Raw genomic sequence first — 17,267 nt, forward strand, 5'->3', positions numbered from 1 at the left:
GACGCCGCGAGCCGACGACCGCCCCCTACCTCCGGGGCCGACGCGGCGGCGACTCCGGGGTGCGCGCGGGAGCGTCCAGCGCCTTCCGGAGCGACTCGTCGGCCAGGAGGTTATACCGCAACCCGTCCGGCGCCGGCGCATCCCCCTGCCGGAGGTGGACGAGCACCAGGGTGACCCCCCGATGTCGATCCAGCGCCGGCTCGAACGACTGGCCGCCGCGCGGGCCGGGAGTCCAGGCGACCAGCCGGATCTCGTGCGCGGCCTCGGGGAGCGGGTCGCTCGACCTCCGGAGCACGCCCAGCAGGAGCGAGGGATCCGGCCCGTCGAAGCCCGAGACCTGCTCCGGGATCTCGGACGAGCCCGCGGGGCCGACCTCCGCCGACGCCCCCGGGGCGATCGTCCCCACGCGGGTCTGGACGCGACCGCCGGAGGCATGCTCGATCAGGATCGCGTCTCGCAGCTCCATCTCGCTGGCGTTGATCAGCGTCCGCTGCCCCGCCGCCCCGGCCTTCAGGGAGATGGCGCCGGGCAGGTCGATGTACTCCTCGGCCCGGTACAGGGCGAGGCTTCGCGGCTGGACGGCATAGCCCTCGAGCGCGGGGACGGGGTAGGAGCGGCAGACCGCCGTGGAGGCCTCCTCGCCGCCGATCGACCGCTCGCTGTTGAACGGCATGGCGAGCGCCAGGGGGTTGTCGGGGAAGGCGACCGTGTACCGCTCGCGGCCCGTCGTGTAGAGCGAGCCGAACCGGCTGAGGTGGGCCCGCGGGTATCCTCCGTGCACCTCCAGCAGGTCGACCTCATCGCAGGCCGAGTCGTAGCCCATGTCGTACGCGGCCATCCGCTCGACCGCCATGGCGAAGCCCAGGGACAGGAGCGGGACCACCGCCCAGGCCCACTCGCGGCGATTGAGGAGCATCCGGAAGACCAGCCAGTTGAGGGGCACGATCGCCAGGAGGTAGGCCGCGATCACGCGGAGGACGAACCACGAGCTCGGGACGGTGATCCCGGAGGCCTTCTCGAGCGCATCGCGGCAGAGCCTGGGGATCGGCGCCGTGTCCCGCCACTCGGCGATCCCCGCGCGGGCCATGGCGGCCTCCTCGGCCTCGGAATTGGGAGGATTCGACGCGGACGGCTGGTTGACCCCGGTGGGCGAGATCACCCGCGGACTCTTGATCTGGACCTTGACCGGGATCCGCGCCAGGTCCTGCGAATGGAGCCGATCCGCCTCGGCCTGGGCCTCGGCCCCGTGGTCGCGGCTGGTGATCCGATACCAGCTCAGGTCGACCGCCTCGAGCATCCCCCGGGCGGACAGCCGGGCCTCGGTTGGCACGCCGGGGAGGCCGCCAAGCGGCTCCTCGGGCCGTCGCAGGACCACGCGGCGGACCAGGGTGTCGATGCCCGGCCAGGCGGCCAGCGTCGGTTCGGTCGGGTTCACCGCGAGCATGGTGATCCGGCCGCGGCCGACGCGGCCATCCACGGCCAGCAGCCGGTCGGATCCCTCGCCGAGCGTGATCCTCGAGGCGCCGGCCCGCGGCTTCAGGCCCGTCAGCAGGACCGGCCGCTTCGGCGGCGGGCGGAGGGGCGCCACCGGCTGATAGGCACGGCCGTTCCCCGCCGGCCGCGGCGGGGCCTCCGCCGCAGCCTCCTCGCCGTCCTGGGGGGGGGCGACCGGCATGGCCCCCGGGCGGTAGGCCGCCGCCAGGGGCTTCAGGTCCGCCTCGCCGAGCAGCACGTCCTGGCCGTCCGGGTCGGCCGGGAGATAGGGCTGGAGGAAGCTGTCCCGGAAGATCGTCAGCGACGGGCCTGCGCCCCCGACCAGCACGAGCTGGCCGCCCCAGTGCAGCCAGTCGAGCATCGCCTGCTGGTGGGAGACGGGCACCGAGTCGGCCGCCAGGCCGTCCCAGATGACGTGGCTGATCGATCCCCAGGTCAGGGGATGCGGCGAGAGGAACGGCCGGTCGGCGTGCTCCGGCATCACCAGCCGGTAATACCGGTTCAGGTCCAGCGCGATCGCGTCACCCGGGTCGATCGACGAGGGCATGAAGCACGGGTAGCGGTTCCAGGCCGCGTACTGGCTCGACGACTCCTTGCTCATGATGACCACGAGCATCTGGTTCGGCGAGATGAGCTTCAGGGGCACGGGCCACGCCTCGTCGGCCCGGATGGCCCCGGGGCGGATCAGCTCGACGCCGATCTCCGTCGGCGACTTGATATCGGGAGGGCGCTGGACCATGACCTGAAGGCTCAGGCGTGACCGCTGCTCCTTGGTCAGCCGCGCATCCCGAGCGTAGACGACCGCCTGGGGCATCCCGGGCAGGGCGACCGGCTGGAACTGGAGAGACCCCTCGTAATCCGCCTCGTTGGCCCGGAGCTCCAGCGTGACCGTGTTCCACGTCCTCGGCTTGATGAACGGGAGGATGTCGAAGGGGGCGAACTGCGAGCGGAAGAACTCGAACGGGGGCCGCGCCTTCTCGTCCTTGACCTTCGCCTTCGCCGCTTCCGGATCGGAGAGGATCTGGAGCCGCTCCTCGTCCGAGGCCGAGAGCTGCGCCATCGCCGCGCGGTCGCCCAGGGCGAGGGCCGCGAGGACTGCGGCGAACAGGGCCGGGGCGATGCGAGCGGGCCTCTTCACCTGGAGATGCACCCTTCGGACGTGGACGCTCGAAGCCGGTCGCGGAGGTCGCTCCCCGGCTCGTGGCCGCACCGAGTCTAGCATCCTCCGACCTTCGTCGGAAGGGGCGGATGCGACCCGCATCGGGCCCGTCGCTGGGTCGCGCCCGGCGGGCGCTGTATACTGAGCCTCGACGCGGACGGTCGGCTCCGCGGCCCCGCCCGGAGTCTTCGATGCGAATCCACTGCGCCTGTGCCCTGCTCCTGTTCGTCGGCGTCTCTAGCTCCGAGGCCCAAACCCGCAAGCCCGCCCTCGGGAAGAACGACCGGGCGCAACTGATTGAAGAAGTCCGCGAGATCGCGGCCCCCGGCGCGCCGGGCTCGCTCGCCGTCTTTTCGCCCACGGCCGGCGCCGCGGTCGGCGGCGGCGGCGAAGGCAACAGCCAGGCGGTCGTCGTCGCCTCCGGGCGGCTCGGCAAGGGCCGCATCGTGGCCTTCTCGCACGACGGCTTCTTCACGGCCGAGCAACTCCAAGTCGCCGACACCGCCAGGCTCCTGACCAACGCCATGCACTGGTCCGCCGGCGGCAAGTCCAGGCCGCGCGTCGGGCTGATCCACGGGCACGCGTTGCAACCCCTGTTCGAGCAACAAGGCGCGACCGTCGGCCGGCCATCGCTCGATGATCGCTTCCCGGGGATGGACGTCCTGGTCCTGACCCCCTACGAGCTGACCGCCCCGCAGTTGCAGCGGCTTCGCGCCTTCGTCCAGGCGGGGGGCGGCCTGATCTTGGGCGCGACGGGCTGGGCGTCGCCGCTGGCCGGCGAACAGCGGATGGCCGAGTTCGCCGGCAACCGGCTCCTCGACGGCTCGGGCCTGGCCTGGACCGACGGCATGGCCGAGAAGACGGGGCCGAAGGGCTTCAAGGCCGGCGGCGACGTCGCGATCTCCCCTTACGTCAATGCCGCGACCGCCCTCGATCTCCTCAAGGGGAGCCGCAAGGCCGAGGCAAGGGACCTCGCGTGTGCCCTCGGCAGTGTCCGCCAGGCGTTCCAGGTCCTCCCGGCCGGAGAGCCTCATTTCCGCGCCCAGGTCCGCAAGCTGCTCGATGCCCGCGGCCGGGCCTCGCTCGTGCCCAGCCGCGAGAATCCCGTCCGCGCCGACGACCCCTCACGGCGGTTCGCCGTGGGGCTCGAAACGAGCCTGGCGCTGAGTGCCCCCGTCCAGGAGGTCGCGGCTTCGCCCGCCGCCGCCGCCTTCCCCGGCACGGTCCCGAAAGCCGCACACCGCGGGGAGCACGCGATCACGATCGACCTCACGCCGGGTTGGAACAGCCTGGGCCTCTACGCCGCGCCGGGCGACAGGGTCACCGTGACCATCCCCGGAGATGCCGTCGGATTGAAGCTCTCCGCGCAGATCGGCTCCCACACCGATTCGCTCTGGCACCTCGATTCTTGGGAGCGCATCCCCCAGGTCGTCCGCCGGTTCCCGATCACGACCGAGACGACCACCGTGGCGAACGCGCTGGGGGGACTCCTCTACATCGACGTCCCGGACCACACCCCGCCGCGGAAGCTCGCCGTCACGGTCCGGCACGCGGTGGAGGCCCCCCTCTATCGCCTGGGCGAGACGACCCCCGACGAATGGCTGACGAAGCAGCGGAAGCGTCCGGGCCCATGGGCGGAGATCGCGGGCAAGAACGTCATCTTCACGGTCCCCTCGATCGCGGTTCGCGGCCTGAATGACCCGCAGAGCCTGATGACGCTCTGGGACCGGATGGTGGCCGCCCAGGACGAATTCGTGAGCCACCCCCGCCGCGACCGGCCGGAGCGGATCGTCGCCGATGTGCAGATCTCCGCGGGCTACATGCATTCCGGCTACCCGATCATGATCCCCGTCGATGACAGCGTCCCGCTGGAGCTGGACGAGGCGAGGCTCCGCAAGGAGGGCACCTGGGGCCACCTCCACGAGCTCGGCCACAACCACCAGCGCGGCGACTGGACCTTCGAGGGCACCGGCGAGGTGACCAACAACCTGATGGTCCTGTACGTCTTCGATAAGGTCCTCGGCCTCCGGTTCGATTCCGGCCACCCCGATATCCGCGACCGCGCGAAGCGGGACCGGCGAATCAAGGACTTCATGGCGAAGGGATCGTCGTTTGAGAAGTGGAAAGAGGACCCATTCTTGGCCCTGATGATGTACATCCAGCTCTACGAAGCCTTCGGCCCGGCCCCCTTCCAGGCCGCCTTCGCGGAGTACGCGAAGCTGCCGGACCAGGAGCGTCCCAGGTCCGACGACGAGAAGCGCGACCAGTGGCTGGTGCGGCTCTCGAAGGCCGTCGGCAAGAACCTCGGCCCCTTCTTCCGCGCCTGGGGCATGCCGACGAGCGAGGGCGCACGGGCCTCGGTCCAGAGCCTGCCGGCGTGGATGCCGGCGGGTTTCGAGGCTCCGAAATAGGGCTGATCCGACGGAAGCGTGCGCGGGCTTCAGGACAGGGCTGGATCCGGCTCTCCTCCTCAACCAAGGGGGAGTTAGAGGGCGTGAATGGTCCGGGCCATCTCGGAGGTGGTCTTGCCTCATCGGCCGTGAGCCCCCGATCTGGCGTCCGCTCCTCCCGGATGAACCCGAGATAGCCCCCCACTACGGCTTGAGCCATCATGGACGATCGATCGGCCAGAGCGGAGCGCCGCGGTCACTCAGCCGCTTCTTGCTCTTCTTGCGGTTCTCGCAGCAGGGTGAGGAACTCCTCGATCCCGTTGGCCAGAAAGAAGCACTCAGATGACCATGCGGCCTTGAGGAGAATGCAACCGTGGTCCTCGTCTCGCAGGATCAGGAGGAGCATGTTGCCCATCAGGGTGTATCCGATCGGGAGGACCTGACAGGGGACATTGTCCTCGAAGACATTTAGTCCCATAGTGGAACCGAGCTCGGCCACGTCGAAAGTCGCCCCGACACCGCAGAGGAAGGTCAAGCAATCGACGGGACACTCGTCATCCGGGGGGACGATTTCAGGCTCCGCAAAGGTCCCGCCGTTGTATTCCAGCAGGAACTCGCGATAGTCCTTTGGGAAATCCGCACCAAGGCTCCTCTCCAACTCCGCGACTTCGAGCGGCGATGGCAGCTTGAATCGGCTTTCGCAGAAACGATCATATACGGCATCGATCACATTCATGGAAACACAGTGTTTCAAGGAGGAGAAACCTGAGAATTCTAACGAACCTCTGCCCCCGTTCTCGCCTCGTTCCCTTCGCGCGGCGACGCCACCGACGCGACCGTCATTCGTCCCCGGCAGGTAAATTTGCGGGTGTCGCGAATCGAAGGGGGTAGTCACTGGGGACGAAGTTCCGTCGAGTCGTATCTCCCAGGTAGAAGCAAAGCAACACGTAGGTATCGAGGAAGATCCTCACGGCATGTATTCCGCAACGTCCTTCAGGTGCTGATCATCTTCAGAGAGAATGACGAGCTTACCCCTCCCTCGTCCCAGGACCGGGCGCGGCGACGAGGGGAAGTCCAACGAGATGGGCGATCGGCCGAGCATCACGCGTGATCACCAATTCCTGCCCGGGTATCAGTTGATCAATGAGCTGCGTGAGTCTGGCCTGAGCTTCCTCGATACTGATCGTTGTCATGGCCTGTCCTCACGGTGTATCTCGACCCGACGTCATCTCAGTCCATCCGGGTCATTGCATTGCGGTTCGCCTCCATCCCCTGTTCAGATTGTACCGCAAGTCCGACCCGAAATCGCGTGAGGATCCGACCGAAGGTGGCACTACCAGGGCAGGCGGGAGAGAGCGACGCCGAATGGCACACGGAGTGAGTCGAGATGAGGGTGCCGTCAGGAAGCCAATCCCCGAGCGGGCCGCTGGAGACTCTCTGGACGGCCGGGGCGCTCGGGAGCCTGAACGATGGAGAACTCCTGGACCGTTTCCAGGCCCGTCCCGATGCATCCGGACAGGAGGCATTTCGACTCCTGGTCGAGCGGCACGGACCGATGGTCCTGGGGCTTTGCCGCGGGATCGTGCGGGATGCCCACGACGCCGAGGACGCGTTCCAGGCCACGTTCCTGGTGCTCGCGCGGCGGGCCGCGTCGATCCGCAATCGCCAGACGATCGGCCCATGGCTCTGCGGCGTGGCCGGTCGAGTGGCCCGCAAGGCTCGAGTCAGGTCGCGGCGCCACAGACATCTTGAGATCGCCAACCTGGTCGATCCGACATGTCCTCCGGACGCGGATGCCGAATCGTCGGCCGCCGAGTCGACCATCCTCGAGGAGATCGCCCAGCTCCCCGAGTCCTTGCGAGCACCGCTGGTCCTCTGCGGCCTGCAAGGGCTGAGCTACGATCAGGCGGCGAGCACGCTCGGCGTGCGTGAGCCCACACTCCGGGGCCGCCTGCACCGCGCCCGCAGGCAGTTGGCCGCCAGGCTCCGGAGGCGGGGTCTCCTCGCCCCGACCTTGGGAGCGATCCGCCTTCATTTCTCGCTTCCGTCCGGTTCGCTCGTCGAGGGGACCACGCAACTGGCGTCGAGATGGCCCTCGGTCGCCGGCTTGCTCGTTGGCGTGGAAGCCATCCCCGAACCCATCGCCGCGCTCGTTCAAGGAGTGACTCAGGCCATGACCATGCAGACCATCAGGATCTCCGCCGTTGGGCTCGCTCTCCTCCTGGGCGCGAGTGCCCTGACCACGGTCGTCGTCGCCCGCCAGGATAAGACCGCGACGACAGGCGAGGCCGCCCTTCCCTCGCCGGTGACGAACCCGGCGAAGCCGCCCAGCGCCGCCTTCCTCCGAAGGAAGAACCAGGAGATCCTCCAGAAGCTGGAAGAGCCGATCGCGCTGGCATTCCCCGAGCCGACACCGCTCGAGGTCGTGCTCGTTTCCATCAAGCGCGCGACCGCCACGCCTACTTTCCCGGGAATCCCGATCACCGCCTCGCCTTACGGCCTTCAGGAAGCCGGGCACACCCTGCAATCGCCGGTCCAGATCGAGCGCGCGGGTCTCCCGCTGAAGCTTGTGTTGCACCAGGCCCTCAGGCCCCTCGGCCTTTCGTACTTCGTCAAGGACGGCTACCTCACGATCGATTCCAGGATCGCCGTCACCGAACCCCATGTGGAGGAACTGGATGGCAAGCTCGACCGGATCCTGGAGGCTCTGGGACGGCTCGAGAAACCAAGCGGCCATTGACCAGCGGAAGGAAATGTAGTAACGTTTCTACAAAGCAGCTTCTCTCGGTTTCTCTGGAAGTGCGGAACGCTCATGACCATCACGACCCTAACCAGTCGGGAATTCAACCAGGATACGAGCCGGGCCAAGAAGGCCGCGAATCAAGGGCCTGTCTTCATCACGGATCGAGGGGAACCCGCGCACGTCCTGCTTAGCATCGAGGAATACCGGCGGTTGACCGGGGTCAGGGAGAGCATCATCGATGCCCTCGGCCTGCCTGCCGGAGTCGAGGATGTCGAGTTCGAGATCCCCCGCTCGCGGGATCTGCCCCGTTCCCCGGATCTTTCGTGATGTATCTGCTCGACACGAATGTCGTCTCCGAGCTTCGCAAGGCTCGATCGGGAAAGGCCGATGCTCATGTCACGGCATGGGCGAACGCGGTGCCGGCCGGCAGTCTCTTCCTTTCGGCCATCGTCGTCCAGGAACTGGAGATCGGGGTTCTCCTGGCGGAACGACGCGACCCGTCGCAGGGGGCGGTCCTCCGTGCCTGGCTCGACGACCAGGTTCTGCACTATTTCATCAACCGCATACTGCCCGTGGATACGGCCGTCGCCCGGCATGGCGCGGCGATGCATGTCCCGGATCCCCGCCCCTTTGCAGATGCTCTGATCGCCGCCACCGCACTCGTTCATGGTATGACTCTCGTGACTCGAAACGTCGACGACTTCGCCCTGACCGGTGCACGATTGCTTAACCCGTGGACAGCCTCTGCGTAAGCGAACGCGGGTCCTCCGGTGAATCTTCGGGTCTCGACGTGGCGCCTGATCCGACTCTCCGCCCGCCATCCCCATCCGCCTTGTCATCGCCCCGCCGATCGGGCGAGAATGCGGCGATGAGCCACGCGACGGAATTCCTTTCCCCATCCTCATCGATCTCGATCCGCGGTGCTCGCACGCACAACCTCCGAGGCATCGGCGTGGACCTGCCGCGGGACCGACTCGTCGTCTTGACCGGGGTGAGCGGGTCGGGGAAGAGCTCGCTGGCGTTCGACACGATCTTCGCCGAGGGGCAACGGCGCTACATCGAGTGCCTCTCCGGGCAGGCCCGGCAGTTCCTCGACCAGCTCCAACGGCCCGACGTGGACGAGATCGAGGGCCTGCCGCCGACCGTGGCCATCGACCAGAGGGCCGGGCAGGCGAGCCCGAGGAGCACGGTCGGGACGCTCACCGAGATCCACGACTATCTCCGGCTCCTGTTCGCCCGCGTCGGCATCCCCCATTGCCCGAAGTGCGGGCAGCCGATCCACCGCCAGACTCCCGAGCAGATGACCGAGGGGGCGCTCGCGTTTCCGGCCGGCACGAAGGTCATGGTGCTGGCCCCGCTCGTCCGCGGCCGCAAGGGGCAGCACGCGGAGGTCTTCCCGGCGATCCGCCGCGCCGGGCTGATCCGAGCGAGGGTCGACGGTGAGATGATCGAGGTCACCGACCAGCCGCCGAAGCTGGCGAAGACGAAGTCACACGACATCGAGGCCGTCGTCGATCGCCTGGTGATCCGCGACGGGATCCGGCCCCGGCTGGCCGAGAGCATCGACCTGGCACTCAAGCTCTCCGAGGGGATCGTCCTGCTCGCCGTCGAATCCGGTGGCAAGTGGGAGGACCACGTCCGGAGCGTCCACCTCGCCTGCCCGAGCTGCGGAACAGGCCTGCGAGCCCCGGAGCCGCGCGGATTCAGCTTCAACAGCCCATTCGGTGCGTGCCCGACGTGCCAGGGGCTGGGGGTCGTCGATTCGGCCGAGTCGAACTCGGACGAGAAGGTCCCCTGCCCCGCCTGCCGCGGGGCCAGGCTCGGGCCGGAAGCGCTCGCGGTGCGGATCGGCGGGCGGTCGATCGCGGACGTATCCGCCCTGGCCGTCGAGGACTCGATCCGGTTCTTCGAGGCGCTGAGCTTCGACCCGGCGGAGGCGCCCGTGGCCGCGCCGGTGGTCGGCGAGATCGTCGGCCGACTGCGGTTCCTCCGGGAGGTCGGTCTCGGCTATCTCAGCCTTGATCGCGGCTCGCCCACGCTGTCCGGCGGCGAGCTCCAGCGGGCGCGGCTCGCCACCCAGCTCGGCTCGGGGCTGGTCGGCGTCTGCTACGTCCTCGACGAGCCGACGGCGGGCCTGCACCCTCGCGACACCGGCCGGCTCATCGAGGCCCTCCAGGGGCTCCGCGAGGCGGGCAACAGCGTCCTGGTCGTCGAGCACGACGAGGCCGTGATCCGCGCCGCCGACTGGGTCGTGGACCTCGGCCCCGGGGCCGGGCCGGATGGCGGGCTCGTGGTGGCGACGGGCACGCCGGAGGACCTCGCGCGATCGACGGATTCGGTCACCGGCCGATACCTGCGGGACGAGGTCTCGACCGGACCTGCCACGTCCGGCCGGCTTCGAGACGATTCGGCCTGGATCGAGATCTCCCACGCCTCGGAGCACAACCTCCGGGACGTTTCGGCGCGGATCCCGATCGGCACGCTGACCTGCGTGACCGGCGTCAGCGGATCGGGGAAGAGTACCCTGGTCCATGACGTCCTGGCCGTCGCCTGGCGGCGGCGTGAGTTCGCGACGAAGCCGGGAGCCGTCGCCTCGACCTTCCGGGTCGATGGCCTTGAGTCCATCGAGTCGCTCGTCGTGGTCGACCAGGCGCCGATCGGCCGCAGCCCGCGATCGACGCCGGCCACGTTCACCGGGGTCTTCGACGAGATCCGCCGGGTCTACGCCGCGACCCGACTCGCCAAGCTGCGCGGGTATCGGGCGTCCCGGTTCAGCTTCAACGCCGCGGGCGGGCGGTGCGAGGCCTGCGAGGGGCAGGGTCGACGCCGGATCCCCATGCAGTTCCTGCCCGACCTGTACGTCACCTGCGAGGAGTGCCGGGGCATGCGTTTCAACCGCCAGACCCTGGAGGTCCGTTTCAAGGGACGGTCGATCGGCGAGGCCCTGGACCTCCGCGTGGATGAGGCCCGCGAGTTCTTCGCCGCACAGCCTCGCGTCCTGCCCGGGCTGGACGCGCTCCATGAGGTCGGGCTCGGTTACCTCACTCTCGGCCAGTCGAGCACGACGCTCTCCGGCGGCGAGGCCCAGCGGATCAAGCTCGCGGCCGAACTCGGCCGGCCGTCTCACGGGCGACATCTCTACATCCTGGACGAACCGACCACGGGCCTCCACTTCGCGGACATCGACCGGCTGCTCGGCATCCTGAAGAGGCTGGCCGACCTCGGCAACACGTTGGTGGTCATCGAGCACAACCTGGACGTCATCGCCGCCGCCGATTGGGTGATCGACCTGGGCCCGGATGCCGGCGCGGCGGGAGGGCATGTGGTGGCGACCGGGCCGCCTCCGGTCATCGCCGAGTCCCAGGAGAGTCACACCGGCTTTTTCCTGAGGAACCGCTCGAGGCTCGACCCGGGCAAGAAGGCGATAGACTCACGGCGGGACGATCCGGATCATCGTGCCTGACTCGGGGCAAGGGCGTCCCGCGTCCCGACGCGCTCCCGGCAGGGGCCGCTCCGCCGATCGGGGGGACGATCTTGGAACCGATCCGTCATCGGTCCGGGCGTTCTGGGAGGTTCGCCGCGTTCCTGGCCCCGTTCTGCGTCGCGGCCGCGTTGCCCCTGGCGGGCTGCCCGACGGTGAGAGAACACAGGGTCGCGTACGACCCGATCGAGGATCGGCCCAACCTGCTGATCGTCGTCGCGGATGACCTGTCCGGGCTCTGGACGGGCGCCGGCGGGGATGCTCGCGGGGCCACTCCCCAGCTCGACGCGCTCGCGAGCCAGGGGGTCCTCTTCTCGCGGGCCTATTGCAACTCGCCTCTCTGCACTTCCAGCCGCCAGTCGTTCCTCACGGGCAAGCTGCCGCACGCCGTGGGCGTGACCCGGCTGGAGACGCGCCTGCCCGAGGGCGTCCGTACACTCGGGACCTGGCTCGGTGAGCACGGCTACCACACGGCCGCCATCGGCAAGATGCACTTCAACGGCCCGTCTCACCACGGGTTCGAAACCCGCGTGGACGTCGCCGACTGGCGGCGGCATCTCGAGCAATCGCCCCCCGCCGGGGGCGACCATCGGCGCCCATGGCGGCCATTCGTGGACCCCGCCGCGGCATGGCTCAACGCCCGCTGCGAGGACGAGGGCCTGCCGGCGGAATCGACCTCGGCGGCCTACTTCGTGGACCGGGCGCTCGAGGTCATCCGGCGGGAGCAGGATCGGCCCTTCGCCATGGTCGTCAGCTTCTACGAGCCGCACGCCCCGTTCCGGTTCCCGAGGGAATGGAATGGGCGCTACCGCGAGGACGCCTTTCAGGTCCCGAAGGTTACCGAGGCCGAGAGTCGCGAGATCCCCAGGGCCTTCCGCGACCTGACCGAGGGCGACATCCGGGGCATCCAGGCCGCCTATTACACCTCAACGTCGTTCATGGATCACCAGGTCGGCCGGCTGCTCCGGGGACTCGACGAGAGCGGCCTCGGCGAGAAGACCCTGGTTGTCTTCCTCGGCGACAATGGCTACCTGCTGGGCCAGCACGGACGCGTCGAGAAGAACTGCTTCTACGAGCCGGCCGTGCGCGTGCCATTGATCCTGAGGTGGCCCGGCAAACTCCCGAAGGGGTGCCGGGTCGAGGACCTCGTGGAGCTCGTTGACCTCTTCCCGACCGCCTGCAAGCTCCTCGATGTCCCCCTGCCCGACGACCTCCAGGGCAAGGACCTCTCCGACCTCGCCCGCGGCAAGCCCGGCGCCGCGGGCCACGATTTCGTCTTCAGCGAGTACAACGAGAACGAGGAGGCCATGATCCGGACGGCTCGTCACAAGCTCGTCCTGGGGACCGGGCGACGAGCCCGCCGGGACCATCTCGAATCGGACCGTCCTCCGTCCGGCCCGTACCTCCGCCTCTTCGACATCCAGAAAGACCCCGACGAGAAGGTCGACCTCAGCGGCGATCCGTCGCTCGAGGCCGTTCGACGAGAGCTCATTGGCGCGATGCACGACCGAATCGTCCGGTCCTGGACCGGCCCGGAACCCATCCCCGACGGCCTGCTGCCGCGGGACGCGATCGAATGGTGCCTGGCCCCGCGAGATCCGTGAAGCCAGGCGCTCGGATCATGCGGGCGAGAGGGCCTTCCCCCCCGCCGCGATCGTGAACACGGTGCTCCCGCTCAGGATTCGGCCCGACCCCTCGGTGACGCCGGAGAACACCGACAGCCGGCCCCCCTGGGGGAACTTCGCGGCGCCGGCGAGCGTGAGCGTGACCGTCTCAGTGGCCGGGCTGTACGAGACCGTCAGCCCCGTGACCTTCCGGAGGACGTGGGTGGCCTTCCGCTTCACCGTCACGGTCGCCACGGCGTCCAGCTCGAAGTTGCCCAGGTTCGTGGCGGCCGAGGCGATCAGCGGCTCATCGAAGGTCAGGGAGAAGCCCGCCAGGACGGCCCGTCCGACCGGCTTGCCGTTCTTCACCTTGCGATGATAGACGGGCAGCTCGGCAGTGATCGCCGTCGTCAGCGGGATCGATCGGGGCAGCACGTTGATGGAGACCGTGGTCGTGACGCTCGCGAAATCGACGGTGTCGTCGGGGACGAACCGGGCGGTCAGGACCTGGCCGTCGCCCGCCGCGAGGACCGTGCCCGCCGCCGGGGTGTACGCCCAGGTCCCCGCGATTGGCGAACCATTGAACGAAGCGGTCGCATCGAGCTGGGCCGCCCCCAGGGCCGTCCCGGCGGTGATGTCCGCGGGGGTCGTCCACGCGACCGAGGGCATCGCCTGACTGACCGCGAGCGACAGGCTCGTCTGGCTGGGCTGGTCAGCGAGATCGCCACCGTACACCACGGTGATCCCGTGAGTCCCGCCGCTCGACGGAATGAACGAAAGCGTGGCGACACCCCCCGAGAGCGTGGCCGTCCCGAGGAACGATGAGCCGTCCCTGAAGGTCACGGTCCCGGTCGGTACGCCGGCCTGCGGACTCGGCACGCCGACCGTGGCCGTGAGCGTCACCGATTGACCGTACACCGGCGAGGCGGGCGACGAGGTCACGGCGACGGTGGTCAGGGTGCTCGCCTCCGAGACGGTGATGGGAGACGTGGCCAGGGATCCCGAGACGCCGACGACGGTGACGACCAGGGTGTAGCCCGTCCCGGCTGCGCTCAGCGAAAGGTCGGGGAAGGTGGCGACGCCGTTGTAGACGGCCTGCGTGAGCGTGCCGCCGAGCGTGGCATGGCCGGGGTTGGCACCCAGCGCGACCGTCACGGATCCGTTGCTGACCGGATTGCCCTGCCGATCCGTGACCAGGACGCTCAGGCCGAAGAGTCCGTTGGCGCCGACGGTCGACGGTGGCTCGGTCTTGATCTGGAACTGGCTCGCCATCTGGTAGGCGGCCAGATCCGGGACCAGCAGGTTGGCGATCGGCGTCCCCAGGCCGGTGGCCAGGTCATAGCCGGCGCCCGCGGCGTCTCCATTGTTGCCGTAGAGGATGTCGTGGTAATCGGTCGAGGGGAGCGAGTAGAGCGCCGGCAGGGTCTGCGAGTTGCCGGTCAGAGTGGTCCCCCCGGCCAGCACCCGGCCCTGGTTGGCGATCGCGATCAGTCCCGCCCAGATGGGGGCCGCGGCGCTCGTGCCGGCGTCGCCGAGCCAGCCGACGGCTGACGCCGAGACGGACGAGGAGCCCAGCGTGCTGGTGAAGACGTCGTACTCCTGGGCCACGCCCGAATCGATCGAGACATCCGGCAGCGCCCGGGCGTTGACGGAATCGAGGCTCGCGGGCACCACCCCCTGCTGCCACGAGGGCTCGGCCTCGTAGGCGCTCAGGCCGCCGCCGCTGCCCCCCTCGGACCCGCTGCTGCTCCCATATCCCCAGGCCACCTCGCCCGAGCTGCCGTTGCCCGGGTAGTCCCCCGCCGCATCGACGACGATCGAGGTCCCGCCGACCGAGAGGACGTTGGCCGAGGATCCGGGATAGTCGGCCGTGACCTGGTAGCCGCCGCTGCCGTAAATCCCCGTGTCCCCCGAGGCGACGACGAAGGTGACCCCGGGAGTCGTGAAGTACGAATCGATCGTCTTCTGGCTCAGGCCCGACTGGGCGAGCGCCGCCTCCGAGATCCCATAGCTGAGCGACACGACCGAGACTCCCGGCAGCCTCGAAGCCTCCTGCATCGCGGTCATCAGGTTCCGGAGCGAGGTGGTCGAGTCGTTCGGGAGATAGGCCGAGTTGTACACCACGATCGAGGCGCCGGGCGCCACCAGGTGGGCCCACTCCACGTCGAGCGAGGCCTCGCCGACGATGTCCAGGTTCTGCGTCGTCACGCCATTCTGGTTGACGACCCGGAAGCTCGGCGGCGCCGCGATGCCGAAGTACTGGTCGAAGGTGGTCAGGTCGGCCTCGATGGTCGGATCGACGCCCATCTCCACGATGGCGATCGTCTGCCCCGTCCCGTCTCCGGTCACGGTCGTTCCGCCCGGCCCGGTGAAACGGACCTGGTCGATCCCGTAAGCGTGCCGAAGCTGAGACGGGCTGATCTGCCCGCTGAAGAGGGCGAGCTCGCCGGCCTCGGTGTAGGTGTCCGTGTCCGAGTTGGTGAACGCGAGATGATCCGCGCCTGCCACGTTCGCGTAGGTGATCGCCGCCGGGCTCTCGCCGTACTGGCCGACCGGATCCGCCAGGAACGCCGTCAGAGCGGCGTTGACGTGCGCGATCCCCGGGCCGCCGCCGTAGAGCGAGGAGGTGCTCAGGGCCAGGAGGAAATTGTCCTGCGAGTCCACGGTGATCCCGCTGCTGTCGATGTCGGAGACGGTGGCCAGCCCCAGCCTGGGGATCGTCGGCGTGAGGCCGCTCCCGGTGTCGAAGAGGAGGTTGAAGCCGACCGCGACGTGGATCACCGACGAGCCGGACGGTTGATAGGGCAAGGTGGCCAGGACCGTCCCCTCGGGATCGACCGCGACCCCGCCGGGCGAGGCCGAGAGCCCGTCGTTCGCCGATGAAGCGACCAGGACCGTCGCCGTGCCCCCCGACGGGCCGTACGCGACGCGGAGCAGGAAGTCGATGTGGTTCGACTCGGCCGAGACGATCAAGTCGTTCCCGCGGATGCCGAAATCGCCGTAGGTGGCGTTCGACAGGTTGATCTGGCCGCCGAGATTGACGGTCGCACCGGCCTGCACGTCGTACACGCTCGACGCGTTCACCGCCTCGGTCGCCAGGTTGTCATACCGCGAGGACGTCCCGGCGACGGGATCGAAGACGTCGAGCTCGCCGTCGGGCAAGAGCTCGAGGATCGCGTGCGAGCTCGTGATGCCGGGGAGGGCCGGCGACGCCCCCACCGCCTCGAGCGCCCCGGGATGCGCGGCCGTGCCGGTCGTGCCGAAGACGCTGGAGCTGAGCAGATACCCGCTCGCCGAGACCTCGGCGACCGATTGCTTCTGGCCCGAATAATAGGTCGAGCTGTCGTAGCTGACGAACAGGTTGCCCGACGAGTCGGCGACGATCCCCGCGATCCCCGGAAACGTCAGGGCGGGCACGACACGCGGCTCGAGCGGCATCAAGGAGGGACAAAGTCGACGGCGGGATCGAAAGCCTACCTTGCCAGGGAGGCTTGTGCGCAGTTTCATGATATGTAGCTCCATCGCCCCGCGTCGAGTATACAACCTGAAAATGGCGGGCGAGAAGCCGCGTGCCTCGAATCCGCGGCACGCCCGCGAACCGTGATCGCGAATCGCGCCAGGCCGCCGGGAGGTCCCTCCGATGCGAATCCTCGTCGATGCCGATGCTTGCCCCGTGAAGGAGGAGATCTACCGCGTGGCGCGACGGCATTCGGCGCGGGTCTTCGTGGTGTCCAACGCACCGATGTTCGTCCCCAAGGAGGACCTGATCGAGCTCGTCGTGGTCCGGGGGGGCTTCGACGCGGCCGATGACTGGATCGCGGATCGCGCGGGGGATACCGACGTCGTGATCACCTCGGACATCCCGCTGGCGGAACGCTGCCTCAAGGTGAGCGCCCGAGTGCTCGGCCCCACGGGCCGCGTCTTCACCGAGGACGCCATCGGCGACGCCATGGCCACGCGTGCGCTGCACGACATGCTGCGGCAATCGGGCGAGTTCGGCGGCGGGCCGAAACCGTTCACGAAGACGGACCGGTCCAAATTCCTGTCGAAGCTGGACGAGACGCTGCACGCCGTCCGGAAGCAGATGGGGAAGCGGCAACAACCGGGATCTTGAGCGTGGCGAGATGGGCGGTCCGTCTGGACGACGCAGGCATTGCAGACCGGATACGAGGCTCGAGATCGAGGGCTTTCGGGCGATCCGATGGCTCGCCCGGGGCTCGGCAGGGTCCCCGTCCTCCCGCAAGGTCAGGCCTCTCCGTTGCCCGGGAGGGCGAGGCTGGCGCGATGAAAGGTTGGTATTGACTACCCCCCATCCGGGATGTGGTCGTGACGGTTTCTGTTCCGCCCGACGCGGCCCGCGATGCCGTTGGGAACCAGGCCCCGGCGCGATCGCCAG

Annotated in this window: 10 protein-coding genes; 7 read left to right on the forward strand and 3 right to left on the reverse strand. The window is 68.8% G+C overall.

The window, feature by feature from the left end; all coding sequences use genetic code 11:
• Positions 1–25: 25 nt before the first annotated feature.
• Positions 26–2,632, reverse strand: coding sequence for a hypothetical protein (locus G6O54_RS16690; RefSeq protein ID WP_165226780.1), 2,607 nt, complete (start codon positions 2,630–2,632; stop codon positions 26–28).
• A gap of 212 nt (positions 2,633–2,844) precedes the next feature.
• Between G6O54_RS16690 and G6O54_RS16695 the strand changes: the two genes are divergently transcribed.
• Positions 2,845–5,064: a M60 family metallopeptidase gene (locus tag G6O54_RS16695; RefSeq protein ID WP_165226781.1), complete on the forward strand. Its 2,220-nt coding sequence runs from the start codon at positions 2,845–2,847 to the stop codon at positions 5,062–5,064.
• Between the two features lie 235 nt (positions 5,065–5,299).
• Here the strand turns inward: G6O54_RS16695 and G6O54_RS16700 are convergent, their stop codons facing one another.
• Positions 5,300–5,779, reverse strand: coding sequence for an SMI1/KNR4 family protein (locus G6O54_RS16700; RefSeq protein ID WP_165226782.1), 480 nt, complete (start codon positions 5,777–5,779; stop codon positions 5,300–5,302).
• Positions 5,780–6,430: 651 nt separating this feature from the next.
• Between G6O54_RS16700 and G6O54_RS16710 the strand changes: the two genes are divergently transcribed.
• The 5 genes from G6O54_RS16710 (at position 6,431) to G6O54_RS16730 (ending at position 12,871) form a co-directional block, all read left to right on the forward strand.
• A complete protein-coding gene (locus G6O54_RS16710; protein ID WP_165226784.1) occupies positions 6,431–7,783 on the forward strand; it encodes an RNA polymerase sigma factor in 1,353 nt (450 codons plus the stop codon).
• A gap of 72 nt (positions 7,784–7,855) precedes the next feature.
• The gene (locus G6O54_RS16715; protein WP_165226785.1) at positions 7,856–8,113 is read left to right on the forward strand and encodes a type II toxin-antitoxin system Phd/YefM family antitoxin; all 258 of its coding nucleotides are present in this window, start codon (positions 7,856–7,858) and stop codon (positions 8,111–8,113) included.
• Complete coding sequence (locus tag G6O54_RS16720; protein WP_165226786.1) at positions 8,113–8,538, forward strand: type II toxin-antitoxin system VapC family toxin; 426 nt, start codon at positions 8,113–8,115, stop codon at positions 8,536–8,538. The genes G6O54_RS16715 and G6O54_RS16720 overlap by 1 nt, the downstream gene beginning before the upstream one ends.
• Before the next feature lie 116 nt (positions 8,539–8,654).
• The gene (uvrA, locus tag G6O54_RS16725) at positions 8,655–11,249 is read left to right on the forward strand and encodes an excinuclease ABC subunit UvrA (RefSeq protein WP_165226787.1); all 2,595 of its coding nucleotides are present in this window, start codon (positions 8,655–8,657) and stop codon (positions 11,247–11,249) included.
• Between the two features lie 71 nt (positions 11,250–11,320).
• A complete protein-coding gene (locus G6O54_RS16730; protein WP_165226788.1) occupies positions 11,321–12,871 on the forward strand; it encodes a sulfatase family protein in 1,551 nt (516 codons plus the stop codon).
• 15 nt (positions 12,872–12,886) lie between these two features.
• Here G6O54_RS16730 and G6O54_RS16735 read toward each other — a convergent pair whose 3' ends face one another.
• Positions 12,887–16,288 (reverse strand): Ig-like domain repeat protein, encoded by a 3,402-nt coding sequence (locus G6O54_RS16735; RefSeq protein WP_165226789.1) that lies wholly within the window; start codon positions 16,286–16,288, stop codon positions 12,887–12,889.
• A 223-nt stretch (positions 16,289–16,511) separates the two neighbouring features.
• Here G6O54_RS16735 and G6O54_RS16740 point away from each other — a divergent pair, with 223 nt between their 5' ends.
• Positions 16,512–16,985, forward strand: a complete 474-nt coding sequence (locus tag G6O54_RS16740) for a YaiI/YqxD family protein (RefSeq protein WP_165226790.1) — start codon at positions 16,512–16,514, stop codon at positions 16,983–16,985.
• Positions 16,986–17,267: the final 282 nt, after the last annotated feature.

The sequence above is a fragment of the Aquisphaera insulae genome (assembly GCF_011064615.1).
GTDB classification, from domain to species: Bacteria; Planctomycetota; Planctomycetia; order Isosphaerales; family Isosphaeraceae; genus Aquisphaera; species Aquisphaera insulae.